Origin of the sequence: Palleronia salina (genome assembly GCF_900141995.1) — a bacterium.
Taxonomy (GTDB): domain Bacteria; phylum Pseudomonadota; class Alphaproteobacteria; order Rhodobacterales; family Rhodobacteraceae; genus Palleronia; species Palleronia salina.
On sequence record NZ_FQZA01000005.1, the window covers coordinates 88,153 to 108,181 of the forward strand.

23 protein-coding genes are annotated in these 20,029 nt (G+C 67.9%); 13 read left to right on the forward strand and 10 right to left on the reverse strand.

Annotation, left to right across the window (positions count from 1 at the left end; translation table 11 throughout):
• Positions 1 to 3: 3 nt before the first annotated feature.
• The 7 genes from BUB76_RS09180 to BUB76_RS09210 are packed head-to-tail and all read left to right on the forward strand — an operon-like array spanning position 4 to position 6,459.
• Positions 4 to 1,128, forward strand: coding sequence for an acyl-CoA dehydrogenase family protein (locus BUB76_RS09180; RefSeq protein WP_073128482.1), 1,125 nt, complete (start codon positions 4 to 6; stop codon positions 1,126 to 1,128).
• A complete protein-coding gene (locus BUB76_RS09185) occupies positions 1,125 to 1,541 on the forward strand; it encodes a PaaI family thioesterase (protein WP_073128483.1) in 417 nt (138 codons plus the stop codon). Before BUB76_RS09180 ends, BUB76_RS09185 begins: the two co-directional genes overlap by 4 nt.
• Positions 1,538 to 2,320, forward strand: a complete 783-nt coding sequence (locus tag BUB76_RS09190; protein ID WP_073128484.1) for an oxepin-CoA hydrolase, alternative type — start codon at positions 1,538 to 1,540, stop codon at positions 2,318 to 2,320. The genes BUB76_RS09185 and BUB76_RS09190 overlap by 4 nt, the downstream gene beginning before the upstream one ends.
• Positions 2,317 to 3,309: an NAD(P)H-dependent flavin oxidoreductase gene (locus tag BUB76_RS09195; RefSeq protein ID WP_073128485.1), complete on the forward strand. Its 993-nt coding sequence runs from the start codon at positions 2,317 to 2,319 to the stop codon at positions 3,307 to 3,309. Before BUB76_RS09190 ends, BUB76_RS09195 begins: the two co-directional genes overlap by 4 nt.
• Positions 3,306 to 4,805, forward strand: coding sequence for a class I adenylate-forming enzyme family protein (locus BUB76_RS09200; protein WP_073128486.1), 1,500 nt, complete (start codon positions 3,306 to 3,308; stop codon positions 4,803 to 4,805). Before BUB76_RS09195 ends, BUB76_RS09200 begins: the two co-directional genes overlap by 4 nt.
• A gap of 3 nt (positions 4,806 to 4,808) precedes the next feature.
• Complete coding sequence (locus BUB76_RS09205; RefSeq protein ID WP_073128487.1) at positions 4,809 to 6,020, forward strand: acyl-CoA dehydrogenase; 1,212 nt, start codon at positions 4,809 to 4,811, stop codon at positions 6,018 to 6,020.
• Between the two features lie 4 nt (positions 6,021 to 6,024).
• Positions 6,025 to 6,459, forward strand: coding sequence for an acyl-CoA thioesterase (locus tag BUB76_RS09210; protein WP_073128488.1), 435 nt, complete (start codon positions 6,025 to 6,027; stop codon positions 6,457 to 6,459).
• Positions 6,460 to 6,529: 70 nt separating this feature from the next.
• On the opposite strand, the gene BUB76_RS09215 is transcribed toward BUB76_RS09210, so the two are convergent.
• Both BUB76_RS09215 and BUB76_RS09220 read right to left on the reverse strand, forming a co-directional pair.
• Complete coding sequence (locus tag BUB76_RS09215) at positions 6,530 to 7,789, reverse strand: DEAD/DEAH box helicase (protein ID WP_073128489.1); 1,260 nt, start codon at positions 7,787 to 7,789, stop codon at positions 6,530 to 6,532.
• A 260-nt stretch (positions 7,790 to 8,049) separates the two neighbouring features.
• On the reverse strand, positions 8,050 to 9,240 hold the full coding sequence (locus BUB76_RS09220; protein ID WP_073128490.1) for a MalY/PatB family protein: 1,191 nt from the start codon (positions 9,238 to 9,240) through the stop codon (positions 8,050 to 8,052).
• Positions 9,241 to 9,358: 118 nt separating this feature from the next.
• Here BUB76_RS09220 and def (BUB76_RS09225) point away from each other — a divergent pair, with 118 nt between their 5' ends.
• The 3 genes from def (BUB76_RS09225) to fmt are packed head-to-tail and all read left to right on the forward strand — an operon-like array spanning position 9,359 to position 11,283.
• A complete protein-coding gene (def, locus tag BUB76_RS09225) occupies positions 9,359 to 9,877 on the forward strand; it encodes a peptide deformylase (RefSeq protein WP_373280049.1) in 519 nt (172 codons plus the stop codon).
• 25 nt (positions 9,878 to 9,902) lie between these two features.
• Positions 9,903 to 10,379: a peptide deformylase gene (def, locus tag BUB76_RS09230; RefSeq protein ID WP_073128492.1), complete on the forward strand. Its 477-nt coding sequence runs from the start codon at positions 9,903 to 9,905 to the stop codon at positions 10,377 to 10,379.
• Between the two features lie 4 nt (positions 10,380 to 10,383).
• Entirely contained in the window at positions 10,384 to 11,283 is a 900-nt protein-coding gene (gene fmt / locus BUB76_RS09235; RefSeq protein ID WP_073128493.1) for a methionyl-tRNA formyltransferase, read from the forward strand.
• 9 nt (positions 11,284 to 11,292) lie between these two features.
• On the opposite strand, the gene BUB76_RS09240 is transcribed toward fmt, so the two are convergent.
• The 8 genes from BUB76_RS09240 to BUB76_RS09275 all read right to left on the reverse strand — a co-directional run bounded on the left by BUB76_RS09240 (position 11,293) and on the right by BUB76_RS09275 (position 16,713).
• Positions 11,293 to 11,916, reverse strand: a complete 624-nt coding sequence (locus tag BUB76_RS09240; protein WP_073128494.1) for a trimeric intracellular cation channel family protein — start codon at positions 11,914 to 11,916, stop codon at positions 11,293 to 11,295.
• The gene (rnhA, locus tag BUB76_RS09245) at positions 11,913 to 12,371 is read right to left on the reverse strand and encodes a ribonuclease HI (RefSeq protein ID WP_073128495.1); all 459 of its coding nucleotides are present in this window, start codon (positions 12,369 to 12,371) and stop codon (positions 11,913 to 11,915) included. The genes BUB76_RS09240 and rnhA overlap by 4 nt, the downstream gene beginning before the upstream one ends.
• Before the next feature lie 68 nt (positions 12,372 to 12,439).
• Complete coding sequence (locus tag BUB76_RS09250; protein ID WP_073128496.1) at positions 12,440 to 13,039, reverse strand: class I SAM-dependent methyltransferase; 600 nt, start codon at positions 13,037 to 13,039, stop codon at positions 12,440 to 12,442.
• Positions 13,036 to 13,482, reverse strand: a complete 447-nt coding sequence (locus BUB76_RS09255) for a DUF3429 domain-containing protein (RefSeq protein ID WP_073128497.1) — start codon at positions 13,480 to 13,482, stop codon at positions 13,036 to 13,038. Before BUB76_RS09255 ends, BUB76_RS09250 begins: the two co-directional genes overlap by 4 nt.
• On the reverse strand, positions 13,479 to 14,090 hold the full coding sequence (locus BUB76_RS09260) for a LysE family translocator (RefSeq protein WP_073128498.1): 612 nt from the start codon (positions 14,088 to 14,090) through the stop codon (positions 13,479 to 13,481). Before BUB76_RS09260 ends, BUB76_RS09255 begins: the two co-directional genes overlap by 4 nt.
• A gap of 72 nt (positions 14,091 to 14,162) precedes the next feature.
• Positions 14,163 to 15,113: a 4-hydroxy-3-methylbut-2-enyl diphosphate reductase gene (gene ispH / locus BUB76_RS09265; RefSeq protein ID WP_073128499.1), complete on the reverse strand. Its 951-nt coding sequence runs from the start codon at positions 15,111 to 15,113 to the stop codon at positions 14,163 to 14,165.
• A gap of 80 nt (positions 15,114 to 15,193) precedes the next feature.
• Positions 15,194 to 15,931 carry a helix-turn-helix transcriptional regulator gene (locus BUB76_RS09270; RefSeq protein ID WP_073128500.1) on the reverse strand — a complete coding sequence of 246 codons (738 nt, stop codon included), beginning with the start codon at positions 15,929 to 15,931 and terminating at the stop codon, positions 15,194 to 15,196.
• Positions 15,932 to 16,158: 227 nt separating this feature from the next.
• Positions 16,159 to 16,713, reverse strand: a complete 555-nt coding sequence (locus BUB76_RS09275; RefSeq protein WP_073128501.1) for a LabA-like NYN domain-containing protein — start codon at positions 16,711 to 16,713, stop codon at positions 16,159 to 16,161.
• A gap of 57 nt (positions 16,714 to 16,770) precedes the next feature.
• On the opposite strand from BUB76_RS09275, the gene folK reads away from it, so the two are divergent.
• The 3 genes from folK to BUB76_RS09290 all read left to right on the forward strand — a co-directional run bounded on the left by folK (position 16,771) and on the right by BUB76_RS09290 (position 20,015).
• Entirely contained in the window at positions 16,771 to 17,418 is a 648-nt protein-coding gene (folK, locus tag BUB76_RS09280; RefSeq protein ID WP_236737890.1) for a 2-amino-4-hydroxy-6-hydroxymethyldihydropteridine diphosphokinase, read from the forward strand.
• A 95-nt stretch (positions 17,419 to 17,513) separates the two neighbouring features.
• A complete protein-coding gene (rpoZ, locus tag BUB76_RS09285) occupies positions 17,514 to 17,870 on the forward strand; it encodes a DNA-directed RNA polymerase subunit omega (protein WP_073128503.1) in 357 nt (118 codons plus the stop codon).
• Between the two features lie 24 nt (positions 17,871 to 17,894).
• Entirely contained in the window at positions 17,895 to 20,015 is a 2,121-nt protein-coding gene (locus BUB76_RS09290) for a RelA/SpoT family protein (protein WP_073128504.1), read from the forward strand.
• Positions 20,016 to 20,029 lie beyond the last annotated feature (14 nt).

Genomic DNA, 20,029 nt, shown 5'->3' on the forward strand with positions numbered 1-20,029 from the left:
GCCATGAAATTCGACCTGACAGAAGAACGCCAGATGCTGCAGGACGGCCTGCGCCGTTTCCTGGCCGATACGCTGGACAAGAAGGCGCGCGAGGCGGTGGCCGAGGGCGACACCGGCTATTCGCAAGAGGCCTGGGACGGGCTGGCCCAGATGGGCGTCATCGGTGCCCTGTTCACCGAGGATGACGGCGGTTTCGGCGGCGCGGGCTTCGACCTGAGCGTCGTCTTCGAGGAACTGGGCCGCGCCGGTGCGACCGAGCCGCTGCTGGAGATCGTTCCCGCGGGCGGGCTGATCGCGCGCCGCGGCAGCGACGCGCAGAAGGCGTTGATCGAGGACGTGATCGCGGGGTCCACGATGCTGGCCTTCGCCCATGGCGAGCCCGGCAGCCGCTACGACCTCAGCCGCGTCGCGACCGAGGCCAAGCGCGACGGGGACAGCTACACCCTGACCGGGCGCAAGGCGGTCGTGCCCGCGGCCGGGCAGGCGGGCAAGATCGTCGTGTCGGCCCGCACCAGTGGTGACGTCGCCGACGAGGACGGGCTGTCGCTGTTCCTCGTGGACGCGGATGCCGAGGGTCTCGATATCCGCGATTACCGCACCATGGCGGGCGGGCACGCGGCCGAGCTGGCCCTGGACGGCGTGACGGCCGAGCTGCTGGGCGGCGAGGGCGATGCCTACGCCGATATCGAATGGGCGACCGCGCGCGCCACGGCGGCCCTGTCGGCCGAGGCGCTGGGCCTGATGGAGGCCTGCCGCAAGCTGACCGCCGACTACCTCAAGCAGCGCACGCAGTTCGGCCGCCCCATCGGCAAGTTCCAGGCGCTACAGTTCCGCATGGCCGACATGCTGGTCGAGATCGAGCAGGCCCGCTCGGCCGTCATCAACCTGTGCGGCCACCTCGAATCCGACCGCGACACGCGCGAGCTGCACGTGTCGGCCACGAAACAGCTGATCGGCAAGGTCGCCAAGCTGGTGGTCGAGGAATCGATCCAGATGCATGGCGGCATCGGCATGACCCAGGAATACGACCTGGCGCATATCGCCCGGCGCCTGACCATGGCCGATCACCGCTTCGGCGACAGCACCTATCACCTGGGCCGCTTCGCCCGGATGCGCGCGGCGGCATGAGCACGCCCGGCATCATCACCGACGAGACCGGGACCCAGCGCACTATCGGCTACGTGCTGGACGTCTCGGGGGGCGACGGGTGCGCCCGCTGCCGCCTGACGCTGGACGCCCGGCATACCAACCGGCACGGCGCGTTCCACGGTGGGCTCGCGGCGGTGATGCTGGACAACGCCATGGGCGCGGCGGGATCTCTGACGGTGGACGACAGCGGCCTGCACCCGATGGTCACGATCTCGATGACCACGAATTTCATCGCCTCGGCGCAGGTCGGCGACACGCTGACCGCGACGGGGCGCGTGGTGGGCGGTGGCCGGTCGGTGAAGTTCATCGAGGGCGAGCTGCGCCGCGATGACGGCACGCTGATCGCCACCGGGTCGGGCGCCTTCAAGGTCATGAAGAAGGCGCAGGGATGACCGCACGGATCGAACAGCGCGGGGACGTCCTGATCGCCTGGAACGCCAACGCGTCCCGGCGCAACGCGCTGACGCCCGACTACTACGCGACGCTGCGCGAGGCCTGCCAGTGGGCGGCCGAGCCGGGCATCGCCGCGCTGGTGCTGGCGGGCGAGGGAGATTTCTTCTGCGCGGGGGGTGACCTGAACACGTTGCGCACCCGCCGCGACCTGTCCGCGCCCGAGCGGCGCGAGAAGATCGAGACCCTGCACAACGTCATCCGCGACCTGCGGGCCTGCCCGGCGCCCGTGATCGCCGCGGTCGAGGGCGGCGCGGCGGGGGCCGGTGTCTCGATCGCCTTTGCCTGCGACATGCTGGTGGCGGCGCGGGGCGCGAAGTTCACCATGGCCTACGTGAAGGCCGGTCTGGTGCCCGATGGCGGCCTGACCCACAGCGCGGCGGCCGTGATCCCGCCGCCGCTGCTGGCGCGGCTGATGCTGCTGGGCGAGCATTTGGAGGCCGAACGGCTGGAGGCGATCGGCGCCCTCACCGCCATGAGCGAGGCGGGCGAAGCGCTGGAAACAGCGTTGGGCCTTGCCGCGCGCCTGTCCGACGGGCCGCAGGACACCCAGCGCGCGATCAAGCGGCTGCTGACGGATGGCCGCGCCGCGACGCTCGACGCGCAGTTGGACCGCGAACGCGACGCCATGGCCTACGCGCAGGGCTCGCCCGAGGCGGGCGAGGGGATCGCGGCCTTCCTCGAAAAACGGCGCCCCGATTACCGGAAGCTGCGCGCATGACCGATCCCGTCTTCGACACCGCCGCCACCCGCGCCTTCGGAACGCGCCTGCCGATCGTGGCGGGCGGGCTCATGTGGCTGGGCGACGCGGCCTATGTCAGCGCCTGCGCGCGCGCCGGGATCATGGGGTTCATCACCGCCGCAAGTTTCCCCGACACGCTGGACGCCGAGATCGCCAAGTGCCGCGACATGGCCGAGGGGAACCCCTTCGGCGTGAACGTCTCGATGCTGCCCAAGCTGGTGCCGGGCGAGAAGACGGCGGATGTCTTCCGGCAGATCGCGGATGCGGGCGTGCGTGTGGTCGAAACCTCCGGCCGCAACCCCGAGCCTTACATCCCGCAGCTGAAGGACGCCGGCATCACCGTTTTGCACAAAGTGCCGTCGGTCCGCTTCGCCGTGAAGGCGCAGTCCGTCGGCGTGGACATGGTGACCATCGTCGGCGCCGAATGCGGCGGCCACCCGGGCATGGACCTGGTGGGGTCCATGGTGAACATGGCGCTGGCCGAGGAACGGCTGGACATCCCCTTCCTCATCGGCGGCGGCATCGGCGCGGGCAGCCAGATCGTCGCCGCGCTGGCCGCCGGCGCGTCGGGCGTGACCATCGGGACCCGCTTCCTGGTCTGCGAGGAACTGACGGCGCATCCCGGCTACAAGCAGGCCATGGTCGATGCGTCCGAGCGCGACACCGACCTGACCATGCAGACGGTGCGCAACACGATCCGCACCCTGAAGAACGAGACGACGAAAGAGGTCGCGCGGCTGGAGCGCGAGAACCCCGAGGGGGGGATCGACCAGCTGATGCCGCTGGTGAAGGGCACGATCGGGCGGCAGGCCTATGCCAGCGGCGACGTGTCCTGGGGGATGCTGTCGGCGGGGCAGGCGCTGGGCCTGACCGATGCCATCAAGCCGCTGGCCGAGATCGTCGCCGAACTGGAACACGAGGCCGAGGTCGCGCTGGCGCGACTGCGGCCCGAACGGAGAACCGCATGACGCGCTTGCACGAGATCATCGACGCCCACGCCAAGGCCAGCCCGCAGGCGCCCGCGCTGCGCGACACGCTGGGCTATCGCTTCGATTTCGCCGGTTACGCCGCCGCCAGCCGCGAGGCGGCCGAGCTGTTGTCGGCGCGCGGCGTGGGGGCCGGGGACCGCGTGATGATCGTGGCCGAGAACTGCGCGGTGATCCCGGCGCTGATCTTCGGGGCGTCGCGCCTCGGGGCCTGGGCCGTGCCGGTCAACGCGCGGATGACGGCGTCCGAGATCGGCCGGATCGCGGCGCACTGCACCCCCCGGGTGACCGCCTACACGACCGAGGCCAGCGATGCCGCGCGCGGTCATGCCGAAACGGCGGGCGCGACGGAGGTCGAGACATCCTTCGGCGGCGTCGCCTTCGGGCCCACGGACGACGGGGCCAAGGCCGAAACGGACGGGGACGTCGCCATCCTGCTTTATACCACGGGCACCACGGGCGACCCCAAGGGCGTGATGCTGACCCATGACAACCTCGTTTACGCGGGCACCGCCTCGCGCGATCTGCGCGACATGGTGCCGTCCGACCGGATCTACGGCGCCCTGCCGCTGACCCACGTGTTCGGCATCGCGTCGATGCTGACGGCGGGGGCGATCACCGGGGCAGAGGTGCAGCTGGAAACCCGCTTCACCCCCGCGGCCCTGCTGGATGCGCTGCGCGACGGGGCCACCGTGCTGCCCGCCGTGCCGCAGATGCACGCGCTTCTGATGAAGCACACCGCCGAGCTGGGCATCGACAGCCTCAAGGACGCCAAGCTGCGCTATGTCTCGTCCGGGGCCGCGCCGCTGGACCCGGCATGGAAGCGCAAGGCCGAGGCGTTCTATGGCCTGCCGCTGCAGAACGGCTACGGCATGACCGAATCTACCGCTGGCGTGTGCGGCACGCGCAACCCCATCGGTACGGCAGATATCAGCGTCGGCCCGCCGTTTCCAGGTCTGGAGATCGCCATCGACACGCCCGACGCGAACGGCGTGGGCGAGATCCTGACCCGCGGGCCGCACGTGATGAAGGGCTATTACCGCGCGCCGGACCTGACGGCACAGACCATCGACGCCGATGGCTGGCTGAAGACCGGCGACCTGGGCCGGATCGACGAAAGCGGCAACCTGCACGTGGTCGGCCGGGTGAAAGAGCTGATCATCCGCTCGGGCTTCAACGTCTACCCGCCCGAGGTCGAAGCGGCGCTGAACGACCATCCCGCCGTGGTGCAGTCGGCCGTGGTCGGCCGGGCACGCGATGGCAACGAGGACGTGCTGGCCTTCGTCGAAACAACGGCGGACGACGCGGTAACCCCGGACGCGCTGCGGGATTTCGTCGCGGACAGTCTGTCGAACTACAAGCGGCCATCTGCTATATTCATCGTGAAGAAGCTGCCTGCCGCCGCCACCGGAAAGATACTGAAACACAGGCTTCTGGACGCTTTCGCGGACCGGATAGCGGAGCTGGACAAGGAGTAAGACATGCCCAAGGACACCCAAGGCCACGGCCCCGAACTGTCGTCCTTCGAATGGGACGACCCGATGCTGATGGAAACCCAGCTGACCGAGGATGAGCGGATGCTGCGCGACGCGGCACGGCAATTCGCGCAGAACACCCTTCAGCCGCGGGTGATCGACGCGTACCGCGAAGAGACCGTGGCGCCCGAGCTGTTCCCGATGATGGGCGAGGCCGGCCTGCTGGGCGTGACCATCCCCGAGGAATACGGCGGGCTGGGCATGAACTACGTCACCTACGGCCTTGTCGCGCGCGAGGTCGAGCGCGTGGACTCCGGCTACCGCTCGATGATGTCGGTGCAATCCAGTCTCGTGATGTACCCGATCCACGCCTATGGCAGCGAGGAACAGCGCAAGAAATACCTGCCGAAGCTCGCCAGCGGCGAGTTCATCGGCTGCTTCGGCCTGACCGAGCCCGACGCGGGATCCGACCCCGGCGGGATGAAGACGGTCGCCAAGAAAACCGACAGCGGCTACGTGCTGAACGGCTCCAAGATGTGGATCTCGAATTCGCCCTTCGCCGATGTCTTCGTGGTCTGGGCCAAGTCCGAGGCGCATGGCGGCAAGATCCGCGGCTTCGTGCTGGAAAAGGGCATGGAGGGCCTGAGCGCGCCCAAGATCGGCGGCAAGCTGAGCCTGCGCGCGTCCACCACCGGCGAGATCGTCATGAAGGACGTGGAAGTGGGCGAGGACGCGCTCCTGCCCAATGTCGAGGGTCTGAAGGGGCCGTTCGGCTGCCTCAACCGCGCCCGCTATGGCATCTCGTGGGGCGTTATGGGCGCGGCCGAGTTCTGCTGGCACGGGGCGCGGCAATACGGGCTGGACCGCAAGCAGTTCGGCCGCCCGCTGGCGCAGACCCAGCTGTTCCAGAAGAAGCTCGCCGACATGCAGACCGAGATCACGCTGGGCCTGCAGGGCTCTCTGCGGCTGGGCCGGATGATCGACGACGGCACCGCGGCGCCCGAGCTCATCAGCCTGATGAAGCGCAACAACTGCGGCAAGGCGCTTGAGATCGCGCGCATCGCCCGCGACATGCATGGCGGCAACGGCATCTCCGAAGAATTCCAGGTGATGCGCCACATGATCAACCTCGAGACGGTGAACACCTACGAGGGCACCCATGACGTGCACGCGCTGATCCTGGGCCGCGCCCAGACCGGCCTGCAGGCCTTCGTGTGACGCGATGACCGCGACGCCGGGTCGCCGGTCGGATTACATCGCCTTCCGCACGATGCCGACGCGGTGGTTCGACAACGACGTGTACGGGCATATGAACAATGCCCTGCACTACCAGTTCTTCGACACGGCGGTGAACGCGCCGCTGGTCGAACGGGGGCTTCTGGACCCGGCCACCAGCCCGACGATCTTCCTGGTGGTCGAATCCGGCTGCCGGTACTTCGCGCCGCTGGCCTTTCCGCAGGACATCACGGCCGGGCTTCGGGTGGCCAAGCTCGGCCGCAGTGCGGTGACATACGAGCTGGGTCTTTTCGGGGGTGACGCCGAGGTCGCGGCGGCCGAGGGGCATTTCGTCCATGTGAACGTGGACCGGGCGACGGATCGCCCGGCGCCGATCCCGGATCAATTGCGCGCCTACCTCGAGGATCTGCGCTTGGTCTGACGGCGGGACCGCCGCCAGACCAAATCATCGCCGATGATTTGCCGGAGATTATCGCGGATAATCTCGCCGCTCAGGCGGCCCGCCGGCGCCCGCCCGACTTGCTACGCCGACGCCCGGACTTGGCCGCACCGCCACCGGGCTTGCCGCCGCCGCCGCCCGGCTTGCGGCCGCGACCGCCCTGCTTCGGCGGGGGCGTGTCCTCGGCCCAGGGTGCGCCCGAGGCCACGCGGACCCGGCCCTTCAGCACCTTCTCGATGTCGCGTAGATAGCTCATCTCGTCCGGCGCGCAGAAGGCCACGGCCTGCCCGTCACGCCCGGCCCGCGCGGTGCGGCCGATCCGGTGGACGTAGTTCTCGGGCACGTTCGGCAGCTCGAAATTGTAGACGTATTCCACGCCCGGGATGTCGATGCCGCGGGCTGCCACGTCGGTGGCGACCAGCACCTTCACCGTGCCGTCCTTGAACCCCTGGATCGCGCGGTCGCGCTGGTTCTGGGACTTGTTGCCGTGGATCGACGCCGCCTTGTAGCCGTCGCGGTCGAGCTGCTTCATCAGCCGCTCGCAGCCGTGCTTGGTGCGGCCGAAGACCAGCGCCCGATCCTCGGGGTGGCGGTCGAGACATTCGCGCAGCAGGTCGGGCTTGCCGTCCTTCGAGACGAAATGGACCTCCTGCTCGACCTTGTCGGCGGCCTGTCCGGGGCGCGCGACCTCGACCCGGATCGGGTTGGTGAGATAGCTGTCGGCGATCTCGGACATGAGTTTCGGCATGGTGGCCGAGAACAGCATGGTCTGCCGGTCGGCGGCCAGAAGCGGGGCGATCTTCCGCAGAGCGTGGATGAAGCCCATGTCGAGCATCTGGTCGGCCTCGTCGAGCACCAGGAACCGGGTCTGGTCCAGCCGCACGGCCTTGCGGTCCAGCAGGTCGATCAGGCGGCCGGGCGTCGCGACCAGCAGGTCGGCGCCGCGCTCCAGCCGGCCGATCTGGCGGTTGATGCTGACACCGCCCACCACGACGGCGATGGACAGGTGCGTGCCCCCGGCGAACCCGCGCAGGGAGTCGGAGATCTGGTTGGCCAGCTCGCGCGTCGGCGCGAGGATCAGACCGCGCACGGTCTTCGGCTCGGGCTTCGTGCCCTCGGTCGACAGGGCGTTGATCAGCGGCAGGCCGAAGGCGGCGGTCTTGCCGGTGCCGGTCTGCGCCAGGCCCATCACGTCACGGCCGTTCATGGCGTGGGGGATGGCCTGTTTCTGGATCGGGGTCGGTTCGGAGATGCCCAGCTCGGCCAGGCGGGAAATCATCTTGGGCGGAAGGCCCAGCATGTCGAAATCCATGGAATGGATCCTTTCGGAAAATGGGAATGTCGGGTCCCCGCGCGCAGGCGGGCCCGTGAGCGTTCAGAGGAACGCCAGAAAACTGACCGGGGCCGGATTGCCCTGGGGCGGCCGCAACTGGCGCGTGCCTCCCCGCGTGATCTGGGAAACGGTGCGACGATCCTCGGTGGGGCGGCTCGCGCCCGGTCTGCTCACGCGGCAGGGATCATCGTCTTGGACGCCATATCGGGGGGATGTCCCGCCATGTCAAGCGGTTCGCCCTATTGCAGGTCGGCGAAGGCGTCACGCAGGCGGTCAACGGCCTCTTCCACGCGGGCGCGGGGGGTGGCGATGTTGAATCGCAGGCACCGCTCGCCGCCCTTGCCGAAGGTGGGGCCATGGTTCACGGCGATCTTCGCGCGCTCCTCGACCCGCTGCAGGTATTCCCGGCTGTCCATGCCGGTGCCGTCGAAATCGACCCAGGACAGGTACGTCGCCTCGAGCGGCATGGAGCGCAGGCCCGGAATCGACGCGATCCCCTCGTCGAAGAGGCGGCGGTTGCCGTCGAGATACTGCATCAGGTCGTCCACCCATTCGGCGCCCTCGGGCGAATAGGCGGCGGTGACCATGTGCATCCCGAAGGCGTTCGGCGACGTGCCCATGGCGGCCATGCGGGTGGCGAAACGCTGGCGCAGCGCGTCATCGGCGATGATGACGTTGCCCACGTGGGCCCCCGCGATGTTGAAGGTCTTGGTCGCCGCGGACATCATCACCAGCCGGTCGGCGATGCCGTCGATCTGCACCATCGGCGTATGGCTCTGGCCGGGATAGACCAGGTCGTGATGGATCTCGTCCGACACGATGACCAGGTCGTGGCGGCGCGCGAAGTCGGCGACGCCCCGAAGCTCGTCCCGGGTCCAGACCCGACCGCCGGGATTGTGGGGCGAGCACAGGATCAGCATCCGCTCACGTCCGGTCATCTGCGCGTCGTAGGCATCGAAGTCGAGCGTGTAGCGCCCGTCGTCCAGCGCCATCTCGCATTCCACGATCTCGCGCCCCGCGGATTTCAGCACCCGCGCGAAGGCATGGTAGACCGGCGTGAACAGGACCACGCCGTCGCCCGGCGCGGTGAAGGCGTCGACGCACATGGCGGTGCCGTTCACCAGCCCGTTGGTGGTGAAGATGTGGCCGGGATCGACCTGCCATCCGTGGCGGTGGTCCATCCACCAGCAGATCGCGGACTTGTAGGCGTCGTCATCGCCGAAATAGCCGTAGACGCCGTGGTCGTGCATCCGGCCCACCGCGTCCTGCACGGCCTGGGGCGGACGGAAATCCATGTCCGCCACCCACATGGCCAGCCCGTCGTCCTTCGGCACGCCGTAGACCGGCTCCATCATGTCCCACTTGGAACAGTGGGTGCCCCTGCGGTCGATGATCTCGTCGAAGGATCGTTTGGCTCCGTCGAATGACATGGCGTGCTCCCGGTGTCTGGCTGGGCTGTAACCTGTCACATCCGTCGCCGAGGTCCAGCCCCGCGGGCCCCACGCGCGTTTTGTTGCATCCCCGCCGCGCCACGCCTAAATGGACGGCATGATCCGCCCCATCCTCATCCATCCAGACCCGCGTCTGAAAAAGCCGGCCGATCCGGTGGTCACGGTCGACGACGACCTGCGGACGCTGGCCGCCGACATGCTGGAAACCATGTACGACGCGCCGGGCATCGGGCTGGCCGCGCCGCAGATCGGCGTGATGCAGCGCGTGCTGGTCATGGACTGCGTGAAGGAAGAGGGCGCCGAGCCGCGGCCGATGGTGTTGATCAACCCCGAGGTCACCTGGACCTCCGACGAGGTGTCCGTCTACGAGGAAGGCTGCCTGTCCATCCCCGAGCAATATGCCGACGTGGAACGCCCGGCCGAGGTGAAGGTCGCGTGGACCGACCTCGACGGCGCCGCGCGGTCCGAGCATTTCACCGGGCTGTGGGCGACCTGCGTGCAGCACGAGATCGACCACCTGGATGGCAAGCTGTTCATCGACTACCTGAAACCGCTGAAGCGCCAGATGATCACCCGCAAGATGCAGAAGCTGAAGCGCGAAAGGGCGCGGGCCTGACACCGTGCCGACGCGGCCTTTCGTCATGTGGCCCGACCGGCGGTTGAGCCAGCCCGCCCGACCCGTCGAGGCGATCACGGACGAGATCCGCGCGATCTGGGACGACATGATCGACACGATGGAAGCCATGCCGGGCGTGGGTCTTGCCACGCCGCAGATTGGCGTGCCGCTGGCGCTGGCCGTTGTGGATGCGTCCGAGGATCGCGGTCAGGCCGTGCGCATGGCCAACCCCGAGATCCTGCACGCCAGCGTCGAGCCGCGCGATTTCGAGGAGGCATCGCCAAACCTGCCCGGCGTCTCGGCCCGGATCACTCGGCCCCGCGCGGTCACGGTGCGGTTCCTGAATGCCGATGGCGTGGTCGAGGAGCGTGATTTCATCCAGCTCTGGGCCACGTCGGTGCAGCACCAGGTCGACCACCTGGCGGGGCGCATGTATTTCGACCGGCTGAGCCGCACCAAGCGCCAGATGCTGCTGAAGCGCGCGGCCAAGCGAAGGGACTGAGCCGATGCGCGTGATCTTCATGGGGACGCCCGATTTCTCGGTTCCGGCGCTTCAGGCGCTGGTCGACGCGGGGCACGAGATCGCCTGCGTCTACACCCAGCCGCCGCGCCCGGCGGGCCGGGGCAAGAAGCTGCGGCCCGGTCCCGTCCATGCCCGCGCACTGGAGTTGGGCCTGCCGGTTCGCCACCCCGCCAGCCTGAAGGGCGCCGAGGCACAGGATGAGTTTGCCGCGCTGGGGGCCGATATCGCGGTCGTCGTGGCCTTTGGCCTGTTGCTGCCGCAGCCGGTTCTGGACGCGCCGCGCCATGGGTGCCTGAACATCCATGCCTCGCTGCTGCCGCGCTGGCGCGGGGCGGCCCCCATCCATCGCGCTGTCATGGCCCGCGACGCCGAGACCGGCATCTGCGTCATGCAGATGGAGGCGGGATTGGACACCGGGCCGGTTCTGCTGCGCGAGGCCACGCCGATCGGCGAGACCGAGACCACGGGCGACCTGCACGACAGGCTGAGCGCCATGGGCGGTCGGCTGATCGTCGAGGCGCTGGGCCGTCTCGACCAGCTTACGCCCGAGCCGCAGCCCGGGGACGGCGTCACATATGCAAGCAAGATCGACAAGGCCGAGGCGCGCGTGGACTGGTCCCGTCCGGCCACCGAAATCGACGCGCTGATCCGGGGGCTTTCGCCGTTTCCCGGTGCCTGGTGCGAGGTGGCGGGCGAGCGTGTGAAGCTTCTGCGCTCGCGGCTGGTGCCGGGGCAGGGGGCGCCGGGACAATTGCTGGACGGCTTCACCGTGGCTTGTGGCGACGGCGCGGTCGAGGTGCTGGAGCTTCAGCGCGCCGGGCGGCGGGCCATGGGCGCCGCCGAGGCGCTGCGCGCGATGGACCTGCCCGACCGGCTGGACTGACGGTCCGTCTCAGAAATTGCGGGGCGGACGCGACTTGTAGACCGGCAGGTGCCAGCCGAACCACAGCGATCCCGCGCGCAGGATCAGCGTGACGGCACCGCAGACCGCGACGGCCACGCGCATGTCATCGCTCACGGCGAATGCGATCAGCGCGGCCCCCCCGCCCGCGAAGGCCGCTGTGACGTAAAGCTCGCCCTTGGCCAGCACGACCGGCACGTCGTTCACGACCACGTCGCGCAACAGGCCGCCGAAGGTGCCGGTAAGGATCCCCATGAGGATCACGATGGGCCACGGCTGGAAGAAAGCCTGCGCCGCCACGACGCCCGCGGGCACCGCGACGGCCAGCGCGAAGGCGTCCAGCCACACCAGCCAGATCAGCCTGTTGTCGGCCAGGTGCGCCGTCCAGAACACCACGACCGCCGCGCTGGCGGCCACGGCCAGGTAGCTCGGGTCGACCATCCAGAAGATCGCCCGGTCCAGCAGCAGGTCACGCGTGGTTCCGCCGCCCAGCGCCGTGAGGCTGGCGAGGAAGATGAAGCCCACGAGGTCAAGCTGCGCCCGGCTCGCCGCGAAGGCGCCGCTGAGCGCGAAGACGAACACCGCGCAATAGTCGAGGATCGCCAGCGCCGTCATGCGCCCGGTTTGAACGGGGCCATGCCCGCCCGGGCCAGCTCGTCCGCGCGCTCGTTCTCGGGGTGTCCGGCGTGGCCCTTCACCCATTCCCAGGTCACGTCGTGGCGCGCCTGCGCGGCGTCCAGCCGTTTCCACAGGTCGTCGTTCTTGACCGGTTTCTTGGCCGAGGTCTTCCAACCGTTGCGCTTCCAGCCGTGGATCCAGCTGGTTACCCCGTTCTTCACGTACTGGCTGTCGGTCACCATGGTGATGCGGCTGGGGCGGCTGAGGCTTTCCAGCGCGCTGATGGCGGCCAGAAGCTCCATCCTGTTGTTGGTGGTATTGGCCTCGCCTCCCTTCAGGTCGCGCGACTTCACGACCGCATCGCCATCCCGCGCGATCAGGAGCGCGCCCCAGCCGCCCGGCCCCGGATTGCCGGAGCAGGCGCCGTCGGTATAGGCGAAGAGATCGGTCATGGTGCTGGTCCTCGGCGCGTTCGGATCGGCCCGGGCTTGCCCCAAAGCGGCGCCCGTCGCAAGCGGGCTCAGTCCGGCTTGCGGCTCAGGTGGATGACGAAGGGTTCGATCCGTCCATCCAGCCCGCTGCCCTCGCCCAGCCGCGTGGCGAAAGGCTCCAGCCCCGAGCCGCGCGTCATGGCGTCCAGGCCGGCAGGCTCCCAGTAGCTGAAGAACCGGCCGATGGGGTCGCGCGAGGTGCCGCTGCCCCGTTTCAGGCCCAGGTGAAGAACGCCGCCGCGCAGCAGGGCCCTGGCGGCCAGGTCGATCATCTCCGGCATCCACTCCGGCGTGACGTGCAGGAGCGAGAAATTGGCCCAGATCCCGCGGTATTTCGGGATCGGCGCAAGCTCTTCGAACGGCTCGACCAGCACCTCGACGCCAAGGCCCGTCGCGATCTCGGCCATTTCGTGCGACGCATCGGTGGCCTCGACCGTGATGCCGCGGGCCATCATCATGGCGGCCGAGTTGCCCGGGCCGCAGCCCCAGTCAAGCACCGGCGCGCCCGTGGCGGGCAAGGCGTCCATGAAGGCCAGAAGGTCGGCGTCGGGGCCAGCGCGGCTGATCGTGTCCGCGTATTCCTGGGCGCGCCGGGCGTAGCAGGCCAGCGTATCGGGGTCGGCGGTCACAGCAGGATCGGCAGAAGCGAGACGACCACCAGCCCGGTCAGCAGGAACCGCAGGTGCATCCACCACGGCGGTGCCAGCCCCTGGCGCCAGAACAGCCAGTCGAGGCCAAGGATGCCGACGAAACCCAACGCCAGGTAGACCGCCGCCGAGACCGGCCCGCCGCCCACGAAGAAGAACGCCCAGAGCGCAGGGACCGTCGACAGGGCATAGCCCGACGCCGCGACCTGGCCTTCGGCCTTGGTGGCGAATCCCCAGAGAACCCCGGACATGAAGGACAGTATGACAGTGCCGTAGGCCAGCTGAACGTAGGGGCCGGCGAAGCGCGGGCTGACATTCTGCCCGGTCCAGGTGCCGAGATCGGGCACCAGCATGGTCACCAGGCCCCAGAAGAAGGGCAGAAGGCCGGCCAGGCCCAGCAGCAGGGGCGCCTTGGGGATGGTCATGCCCGCTCGACCGCCAGCCGTCCGGCCAGCCCCGCGAACACCGCCGCGATGCCGCGCGACATCCAGCGCAGCACCCGGTCGTTGCCCAGAACCGCGCGCCGTACCTGCGCCGCCGCCGCGCCGTAGCCCGCGAAGATGACGAAGGTCATCGCCATGAAGACGGCCCCGAGGCCCAGCATCTCGGCCGTGGCGGTCGCGGGGTTGCCCGACAGGAACGGCAGCAGCAGCGCCAGGAAGAAGATCGACAGCTTGGGGTTCAGGATGTTGATCAGCGCCCCGCGACGGGCGACCAGCGGCCCGGGCGTCGGATCGCGCCGGGCAGCCACGTCGAGGCTGCCACCCTCGCGCAGGGCCTGCCACGCGAGGTAAAGCAGGTAGGCCACGCCGGCGAACTTCACGATCTGGAAGGCCAGCGCGCTGGTGTGCAGCAGGGCGGCCAAGCCAAGGGTCGCAGCCAAGAGGTGCGGGACGATGCCGAAGGTGCAGCCGAGCGCGGCCCAGAGCGCCGCTCTGCGCCCGCGTCCCAGCCCCACGGCCAGCGTGTAGAGCACGCCTGTGCCCGGGGCGAGACAGACGACCATCGCGGTCAGAAGGAATTGCCAGGACATCTGGGCGCGCCTTTTGCGGTTCTGCCGGGCGACCTTAGCACGCGGCTCGGGCCTGCCAAGCGGCGGATCCGCTCAGGCCGGCTCGCGCAGGACGCGGGGGACCTTGAACTCAACCCGCTCGACCGCTGTTTCGACCATCTCGATGGTCACGTCGTACCGGTCGCGGAAGGCGTCGATGACCTCTTCGATCAGGATCTCGGGCGCCGAGGCCCCGGCGGTGATCCCCATGGAGGTGATGCCGTCGAGCGCGCGCCAGTCGATATCAGCGGCGCGCTGGACCAGCTGGCTGTAGCTGCAACCGGCCCGCGCGCCGACCTCGACCAGCCGCTTGGAATTGGACGAGTTCGGCGCCCCCACCACCAGCATCGCGTCGCACTTGGGCGCCATGGCCTTCACCGCTTCCTGCCGGTTCGTGGTCGCGTAGCAGATGTCTTCCTTGTGCGGGCCGATGATCGACGGGAAACGGTTCTTCAGGGCGGCGACGATTCCGGCGGTGTCATCGACGCTGAGCGTTGTCTGCGTGATGAAGGCCAGCTTCTCTGGGTCGCGCGGCATCAGGTCGGCCACGTCATCCTCGGTCTCGACCAGCAACACCTCGCCGGGCGGAAGCTGGCCCATGGTGCCCAGCGTCTCGGGGTGTCCCGCGTGGCCGATCATCACCATCTGCAACCCGTTCTCGTGGTGGCGCTCGGCCTCGATATGGACCTTGCTGACCAGGGGACAGGTGGCGTCCACGAAGACCATCTCGCGCGCCTGCGCGGCCTCGGGCACGGATTTCGGCACGCCGTGGGCCGAGAAGATCACCGGCCGGTCGTCGGGCGCCTCGTCCAGCTCCTCGACGAAGACGGCGCCCTTGTCGCGCAGCTCGTCCACGACATAGCGGTTGTGGACGATCTCGTGGCGCACGTAGACCGGCGCGCCCCATTTCTGCAGCGCCATCTCGACGATCTTGATGGCGCGGTCCACGCCCGCGCAGAAGCCACGCGGCGCGGCGAGATAGAGTGTCAGCGGCGGTTTCGACATGGCGGCCTTCCCTTCGGATATCCCAGACCTAAGAGCCTGCCGCGCGGATTGCCAGTGTCGATCCGGTGCCGCGGCGGGCCTCAGATCTCGCCATTGTGGACCATCTGCACCGCCTCGACCCGGTTGCGCACGCCGAGCTTGCGATAGGCGCTCTTGATATAGTCGCTGGCGGTGTTCGGGCTGATCCCGCACAGGCGCGCGACCTCCTTGCGCGACAGGCCGCGGGCCAGGAGATACATCATCTCCTTTTCGCGCGGGCTGAGCTGGTCCAGGTGTTCGTGGTGCGGCGCGATCAGCAGGTCGCGGAACTCCCGGGCGCCGCGCGGCGTGGCGGCGAGTTCTTCCATGCGGCGATGCACGATCAGGCACAGAAAGCGGATCCGCTCGCGCTCGGGCCAGACGTCGCTCAGGAACGCCTCGGGCGACAGGCCGGTGCCCAGGTTGAACCCGCCGTAGCGGTCCGACCCGGTCAGCCGCATGGGCAGGGCCATCCCGGCCCGAAAGCCATGGGTTGCCGCATCCTCGATGAAGGCGCGGGCCGACGGGCCGAGATAGCCATGCTCGTCGAGAAACCCCGCGCCGGTCCGGGTGATCCGGTACGAGCTGCAGCAATGCTTGAGAAAGGGGTCGTTCGTCGGGGCGGACAGGTCGTAGATCGCCTTGAGGTTCGTCATCAACTGCGGCGCACGGCCATCGCGGTCGACGGTCAGGTAGATGACCAGCGGGAGCCCCATGGATTGCAGGGTCTCCAGCGTGGTCTGCCACAGGTCCCCGACATTCTCAGCCGTCTCGATCTTGTCGAATCGGTCCAGCGTCAACGGTCCTATCCCCCTTTATGGGGGGATGTTGGCAATTCTGATCAAAAGTTAAAGAACTTACATTCCACGATCGCACAGGGCATTATTACTGTCCCGCATGCCGCGCGCGACGCAATTTCAGAACAAAGGCGCCGGAGGTGGATCGCAAACCCCCGGCGCCTATACGTCTTGCAAGGTGCTGTCGTCGATCTGACGATGTCTCGGACGTCCCGTGCGGCGTCAGACGCCTACTCGGCGACGGCGCGGATCTCGTCGCGGGGCGGTCGACCGATCGAGTCGCGCAGTTCGTCCAGCTCGATGAAGTTGTCGGCCTGGCGGCGCAGCTCGTCGGCGATCATGGGCGGCTGGCTGCGGATGGTCGACACGACCGACACCCGGACGCCCGCACGCTGCAGCGCCTCGACCAGGGGACGGAAGTCGCCATCGCCCGAGAACAGGACGATGTGATCCACGCGCGGCGCAAGCTCCATCGCGTCGACGGCAAGCTCTATGTCCATGTTGCCCTTGATCTTGCGGCGACCCTGGCTGTCGGTGAACTCCTTCGCGGGCTTCGTGACGATGGTGAAGCCGTTGTAGTTCAGCCAGTCGACCAGCGGGCGGATCGGGGAATAATCTTCGCCTTCAAGCAGCGCGGTGTAGTAGAACGCGCGAAGCAGCTTGCCCCGGCGCATGAATTCCTGCCGCAACAGCTTGTAATCGATGTCGAAGCCGAGCGCTTTGCCGGCGGCGTAGAGGTTCGAGCCGTCTATGAACAGCGCAAGACGCTCATCTCGGTAAAACATTAAGTGTCCTTTGCACTTCGATGGGCATAATCTGCCTTGGCCGCCGGTGCAGCCAGAATGGACAATCTAGGCGTTTGCAACAGCTCCGCAACATCGACTCACGGATATACGACTGCCCGGATGGATATAAATTCACAGACTGCCTTCGTTGCCCTGGGCTCGAACCTTGCAGCGGGGCAAACGACCCCGGCAGAGATGCTGAAAAACGCTTTACAATTGATGGAAGACTACCACGATTCGCCCATTGAAGTAAGCGATTTCGTCTCCAGCCCCGCCTTTCCGCCGAACAGCGGTCCCGACTTCGTGAATGCCGTCGCGTCACTGCGCACCGACTGGCCGGCCGAGCGGTTGCTGGAGCTTCTGCACCAGATCGAAGCCGAGCTGGGCCGCACCCGGCCCGCGCGGTGGGCGCCGCGGGTCGTGGACCTCGATTTGCTCGCGGTGGGCAAGCTTGTCCTGCCCGACGCCGCCACCCATGATCAATGGCGCGCCCTGGCCCCCGATCGACAGCGGTCCGAGGCGCCTGACCGTCTGATCCTGCCCCACCCCCGGTTGCAGGATCGCGCCTTCGTCCTGGTGCCCTGGGCGCAGATCGCACCCGACTGGCGGCATCCGCGCACGGGGATGACGGTGGCCCGGATGCGCGACGCGCTGCCCGCCGCCGATCGCGACGCGGTGCGGCCTTTCGATGGTGGCGGAATATAAAACCGCGTCTTGTCAAGTCCGAATGAATGGTCTAGGTCCCGCCTTTCTAACTGTGCCCCGTTTCGGGGCCTGACCAGATTCCATGAGGTGTCGCCATGGCGCGCGTTACAGTCGAAGATTGCGTCGATAAAGTTCCCAACCGGTTCGAGCTCGTGATGCTGGCCGCGCACCGCGCTCGCGAGATCGCGTCCGGCTCGCAGCCGACGGTCGACCGCGACAACGACAAGAACCCGGTCGTCAGCCTGCGCGAGATCGCCGAGGAAACCCAGCAGTCGGATGACCTGCGCGAGCGCATGATCGAGTCGCACCAGACCCAGATCGAGGTCGACGAGCCCGAGGAAGACGCCATGGCGCTTCTCATGGGCGGCGGCGAGCAGGACAAGCCGGCCGATGATGATATGTCCGAGGAAAAGCTCCTGCGCGCGCTGATGGAAGCGCAAGGGCAACAGTAAGACGCGGGACGGGCGGCGGGCCGAATGGAAGACATCTCCGGCCTGATCGCCCGTATCAAGTCCTACCACCCCAAAAGCGACGGCGACCGCATCCACCGCGCCTATGAGTTCGGCGCGGCGATGCACGAAGGGCAGTTCCGCCACTCGGGCGAGCCCTATATCTGCCATCCGCTCGCCGTGGCCGAGATCCTGGCCGAACAGCGGCTGGACGACGACACGATCGTCACCGCCCTTCTCCACGATACCGTCGAAGACACGCGCGCCTCGTTCGAGGATGTGGCGGACCGCTTCGGGCCCGAGGTCGCGGGCCTGGTCGACGGCGTGACCAAGCTGACCAAGCTGCAGCTGAACTCGAACGAAACCAAGCAGGCCGAGAACTTCCGCAAGCTGTTCATGGCCATGAGCCGGGACATGCGGGTGATCCTGGTGAAGCTGGCCGACCGCCTGCACAACATGCGCACCATCAAGTCGATGAAGCCCGAGGGTCAGCATCGCAAGGCGCGCGAGACCATGGACATCTACGCCCCGCTGGCGGGCCGTATCGGCATGCAGTGGATGCGCGAAGAGCTCGAGGATCTCGCCTTCTCGGTGCTGAACCCCGAGGCGCGCAATTCGATCATCCGGCGGTTCATCACGCTGCAACGGGAAACCGGCGACGTGATCGACAAGATCACCAGCGACATCCGGATCGAACTGAACCGCGTGGGCATCGCCGGCGAGGTGCATGGCCGCGCCAAGCGGCCGTTCTCGATCTGGCGCAAGATGGAGGAAAAGCAGATCGGCTTTTCCCGTCTCAGCGATATCTACGGCTTCCGCGTCATCGTCGAGACGGAAGAGGAGTGCTACCGCGTCCTGGGTGCCATTCACCAGCGCTGGCGCGCGGTTCCGGGCCGGTTCAAGGATTACATCAGCCAGCCCAAGTCGAACGGCTATCGCTCGATCCACACGACCGTGTCGGGCCGCGACGGCAAGCGGGTCGAGGTCCAGATCCGCACCCGCCAGATGCACGAGGTGGCGGAAACGGGCGTCGCCGCGCACTGGTCCTATCGCGATGGCGAGCGGGTGCTGAACCCCTTCGTCGTCGATCCCGCCGGCTGGGTGGCGTCCCTGAACGAGCAGTTCGACAGCGCCGATGACCACGACGAGTTTCTCGAGGCCGTCCGGCTCGAAATGTACCAGGACCAGGTGTTCTGCTTCACGCCGAAGGGCGAGGTGGTGAAGCTGCCGAAGGGCGCCACGCCGCTGGATTTTGCCTACGCGATCCACACCCGCATCGGCGATGCCTGCGTGGGCGCCAAGGTGGACGGGGTGCGTGTGCCGCTGTGGACGCGCCTGCGCAACGGTCAAAGCTGCGAGATCCTGACGGCCGAGGGGCAGCGGCCGCAGTCGACCTGGATGGACATCGCCGTGACCGGACGGGCGAAATCGGCCATTCGCCGGTCGTTGCGCGCCGCCGACCGCGTCAAGTTCATCCGCCTTGGCACTGAGCTCGCCCGCGTGGCCTTCGACGGCGTGCAGAAACGCATGACCAACAAGGCCCTCGCCACCGCGGCCAAGTCGTTGCACCTGCAAGACGTGGACGAGCTCCTGGCGCGTCTCGGCGCGGCCGAGCTGACGACGCGGCGGTTGATCGAAGTGCTCTACCCCGAGCTGGCGACCCAGACGGGCGACGAGATCGACGCCGGATCGGCCATCGTCGGGCTGGACGGCGACGCGGCCTTCGAGCGTGCGAATTGCTGCCAGCCGGTCCCGGGCGAGCGCATCGTCGGCATCACCCGCCGCGGCAAGGGCGTCATCATCCACGCCATCGACTGTCCCACGCTGGTCGATTTCGAGGATCAGCCCGAGCGCTGGGTCGACCTGCACTGGCACTCGGGCAACCACCCGTCCGTGAACACCGTGACGTTCGACCTGACCATGACCAACGATGCGGGCGTGCTGGGGCGCATCTGCACCCTTGTCGGTGCGCAGAAGGCCAATATCTCGGACATGGAATTCATCGATCGCAAGCCCGACTTCTACCGGGTCAGGATGGACGTGGATCTGCGGTCGGTCGAGCACATGCACGCGGTGCGCCTGGCGCTGGAAGCCGACCAGGACGTGGCCACAATCGCCCGGGTGCGAGACCCCGACCGCAAACCGTAACGAAAGGCTGGGCC

Excerpts from the sequence above, each read along its gene's own strand:
- BUB76_RS09220 (WP_073128490.1), bottom strand. The coding sequence starts at position 9,240 with ATGTCATTCGACGGAGCCAAACGATCCTTCGACGAGATCATCGACCGC.
- BUB76_RS09195 (WP_073128485.1), top strand. The coding sequence starts at position 2,317 with ATGACCGATCCCGTCTTCGACACCGCCGCCACCCGCGCCTTCGGAACG.
- BUB76_RS09260 (WP_073128498.1), bottom strand. The coding sequence starts at position 14,090 with ATGTCCTGGCAATTCCTTCTGACCGCGATGGTCGTCTGTCTCGCCCCG.
- fmt (WP_073128493.1), top strand. The coding sequence starts at position 10,384 with ATGCGCGTGATCTTCATGGGGACGCCCGATTTCTCGGTTCCGGCGCTT.
- BUB76_RS09255 (WP_073128497.1), bottom strand. The coding sequence starts at position 13,482 with ATGACCATCCCCAAGGCGCCCCTGCTGCTGGGCCTGGCCGGCCTTCTG.
- BUB76_RS09215 (WP_073128489.1), bottom strand. The coding sequence starts at position 7,789 with ATGGATTTCGACATGCTGGGCCTTCCGCCCAAGATGATTTCCCGCCTG.
- BUB76_RS09205 (WP_073128487.1), top strand. The coding sequence starts at position 4,809 with ATGCCCAAGGACACCCAAGGCCACGGCCCCGAACTGTCGTCCTTCGAA.
- BUB76_RS09210 (WP_073128488.1), top strand. The coding sequence starts at position 6,025 with ATGACCGCGACGCCGGGTCGCCGGTCGGATTACATCGCCTTCCGCACG.
- BUB76_RS09275 (WP_073128501.1), bottom strand. The coding sequence starts at position 16,713 with ATGTTTTACCGAGATGAGCGTCTTGCGCTGTTCATAGACGGCTCGAAC.
- def (WP_073128492.1), top strand. The coding sequence starts at position 9,903 with ATGTGGCCCGACCGGCGGTTGAGCCAGCCCGCCCGACCCGTCGAGGCG.
- BUB76_RS09185 (WP_073128483.1), top strand. The coding sequence starts at position 1,125 with ATGAGCACGCCCGGCATCATCACCGACGAGACCGGGACCCAGCGCACT.
- rnhA (WP_073128495.1), bottom strand. The coding sequence starts at position 12,371 with ATGACCGATCTCTTCGCCTATACCGACGGCGCCTGCTCCGGCAATCCG.
- ispH (WP_073128499.1), bottom strand. The coding sequence starts at position 15,113 with ATGTCGAAACCGCCGCTGACACTCTATCTCGCCGCGCCGCGTGGCTTC.
- BUB76_RS09290 (WP_073128504.1), top strand. The coding sequence starts at position 17,895 with ATGGAAGACATCTCCGGCCTGATCGCCCGTATCAAGTCCTACCACCCC.
- folK (WP_236737890.1), top strand. The coding sequence starts at position 16,771 with ATGGACAATCTAGGCGTTTGCAACAGCTCCGCAACATCGACTCACGGA.
- BUB76_RS09190 (WP_073128484.1), top strand. The coding sequence starts at position 1,538 with ATGACCGCACGGATCGAACAGCGCGGGGACGTCCTGATCGCCTGGAAC.
- BUB76_RS09200 (WP_073128486.1), top strand. The coding sequence starts at position 3,306 with ATGACGCGCTTGCACGAGATCATCGACGCCCACGCCAAGGCCAGCCCG.
- BUB76_RS09180 (WP_073128482.1), top strand. The coding sequence starts at position 4 with ATGAAATTCGACCTGACAGAAGAACGCCAGATGCTGCAGGACGGCCTG.
- rpoZ (WP_073128503.1), top strand. The coding sequence starts at position 17,514 with ATGGCGCGCGTTACAGTCGAAGATTGCGTCGATAAAGTTCCCAACCGG.
- def (WP_373280049.1), top strand. The coding sequence starts at position 9,359 with ATGATCCGCCCCATCCTCATCCATCCAGACCCGCGTCTGAAAAAGCCG.
- BUB76_RS09240 (WP_073128494.1), bottom strand. The coding sequence starts at position 11,916 with ATGACGGCGCTGGCGATCCTCGACTATTGCGCGGTGTTCGTCTTCGCG.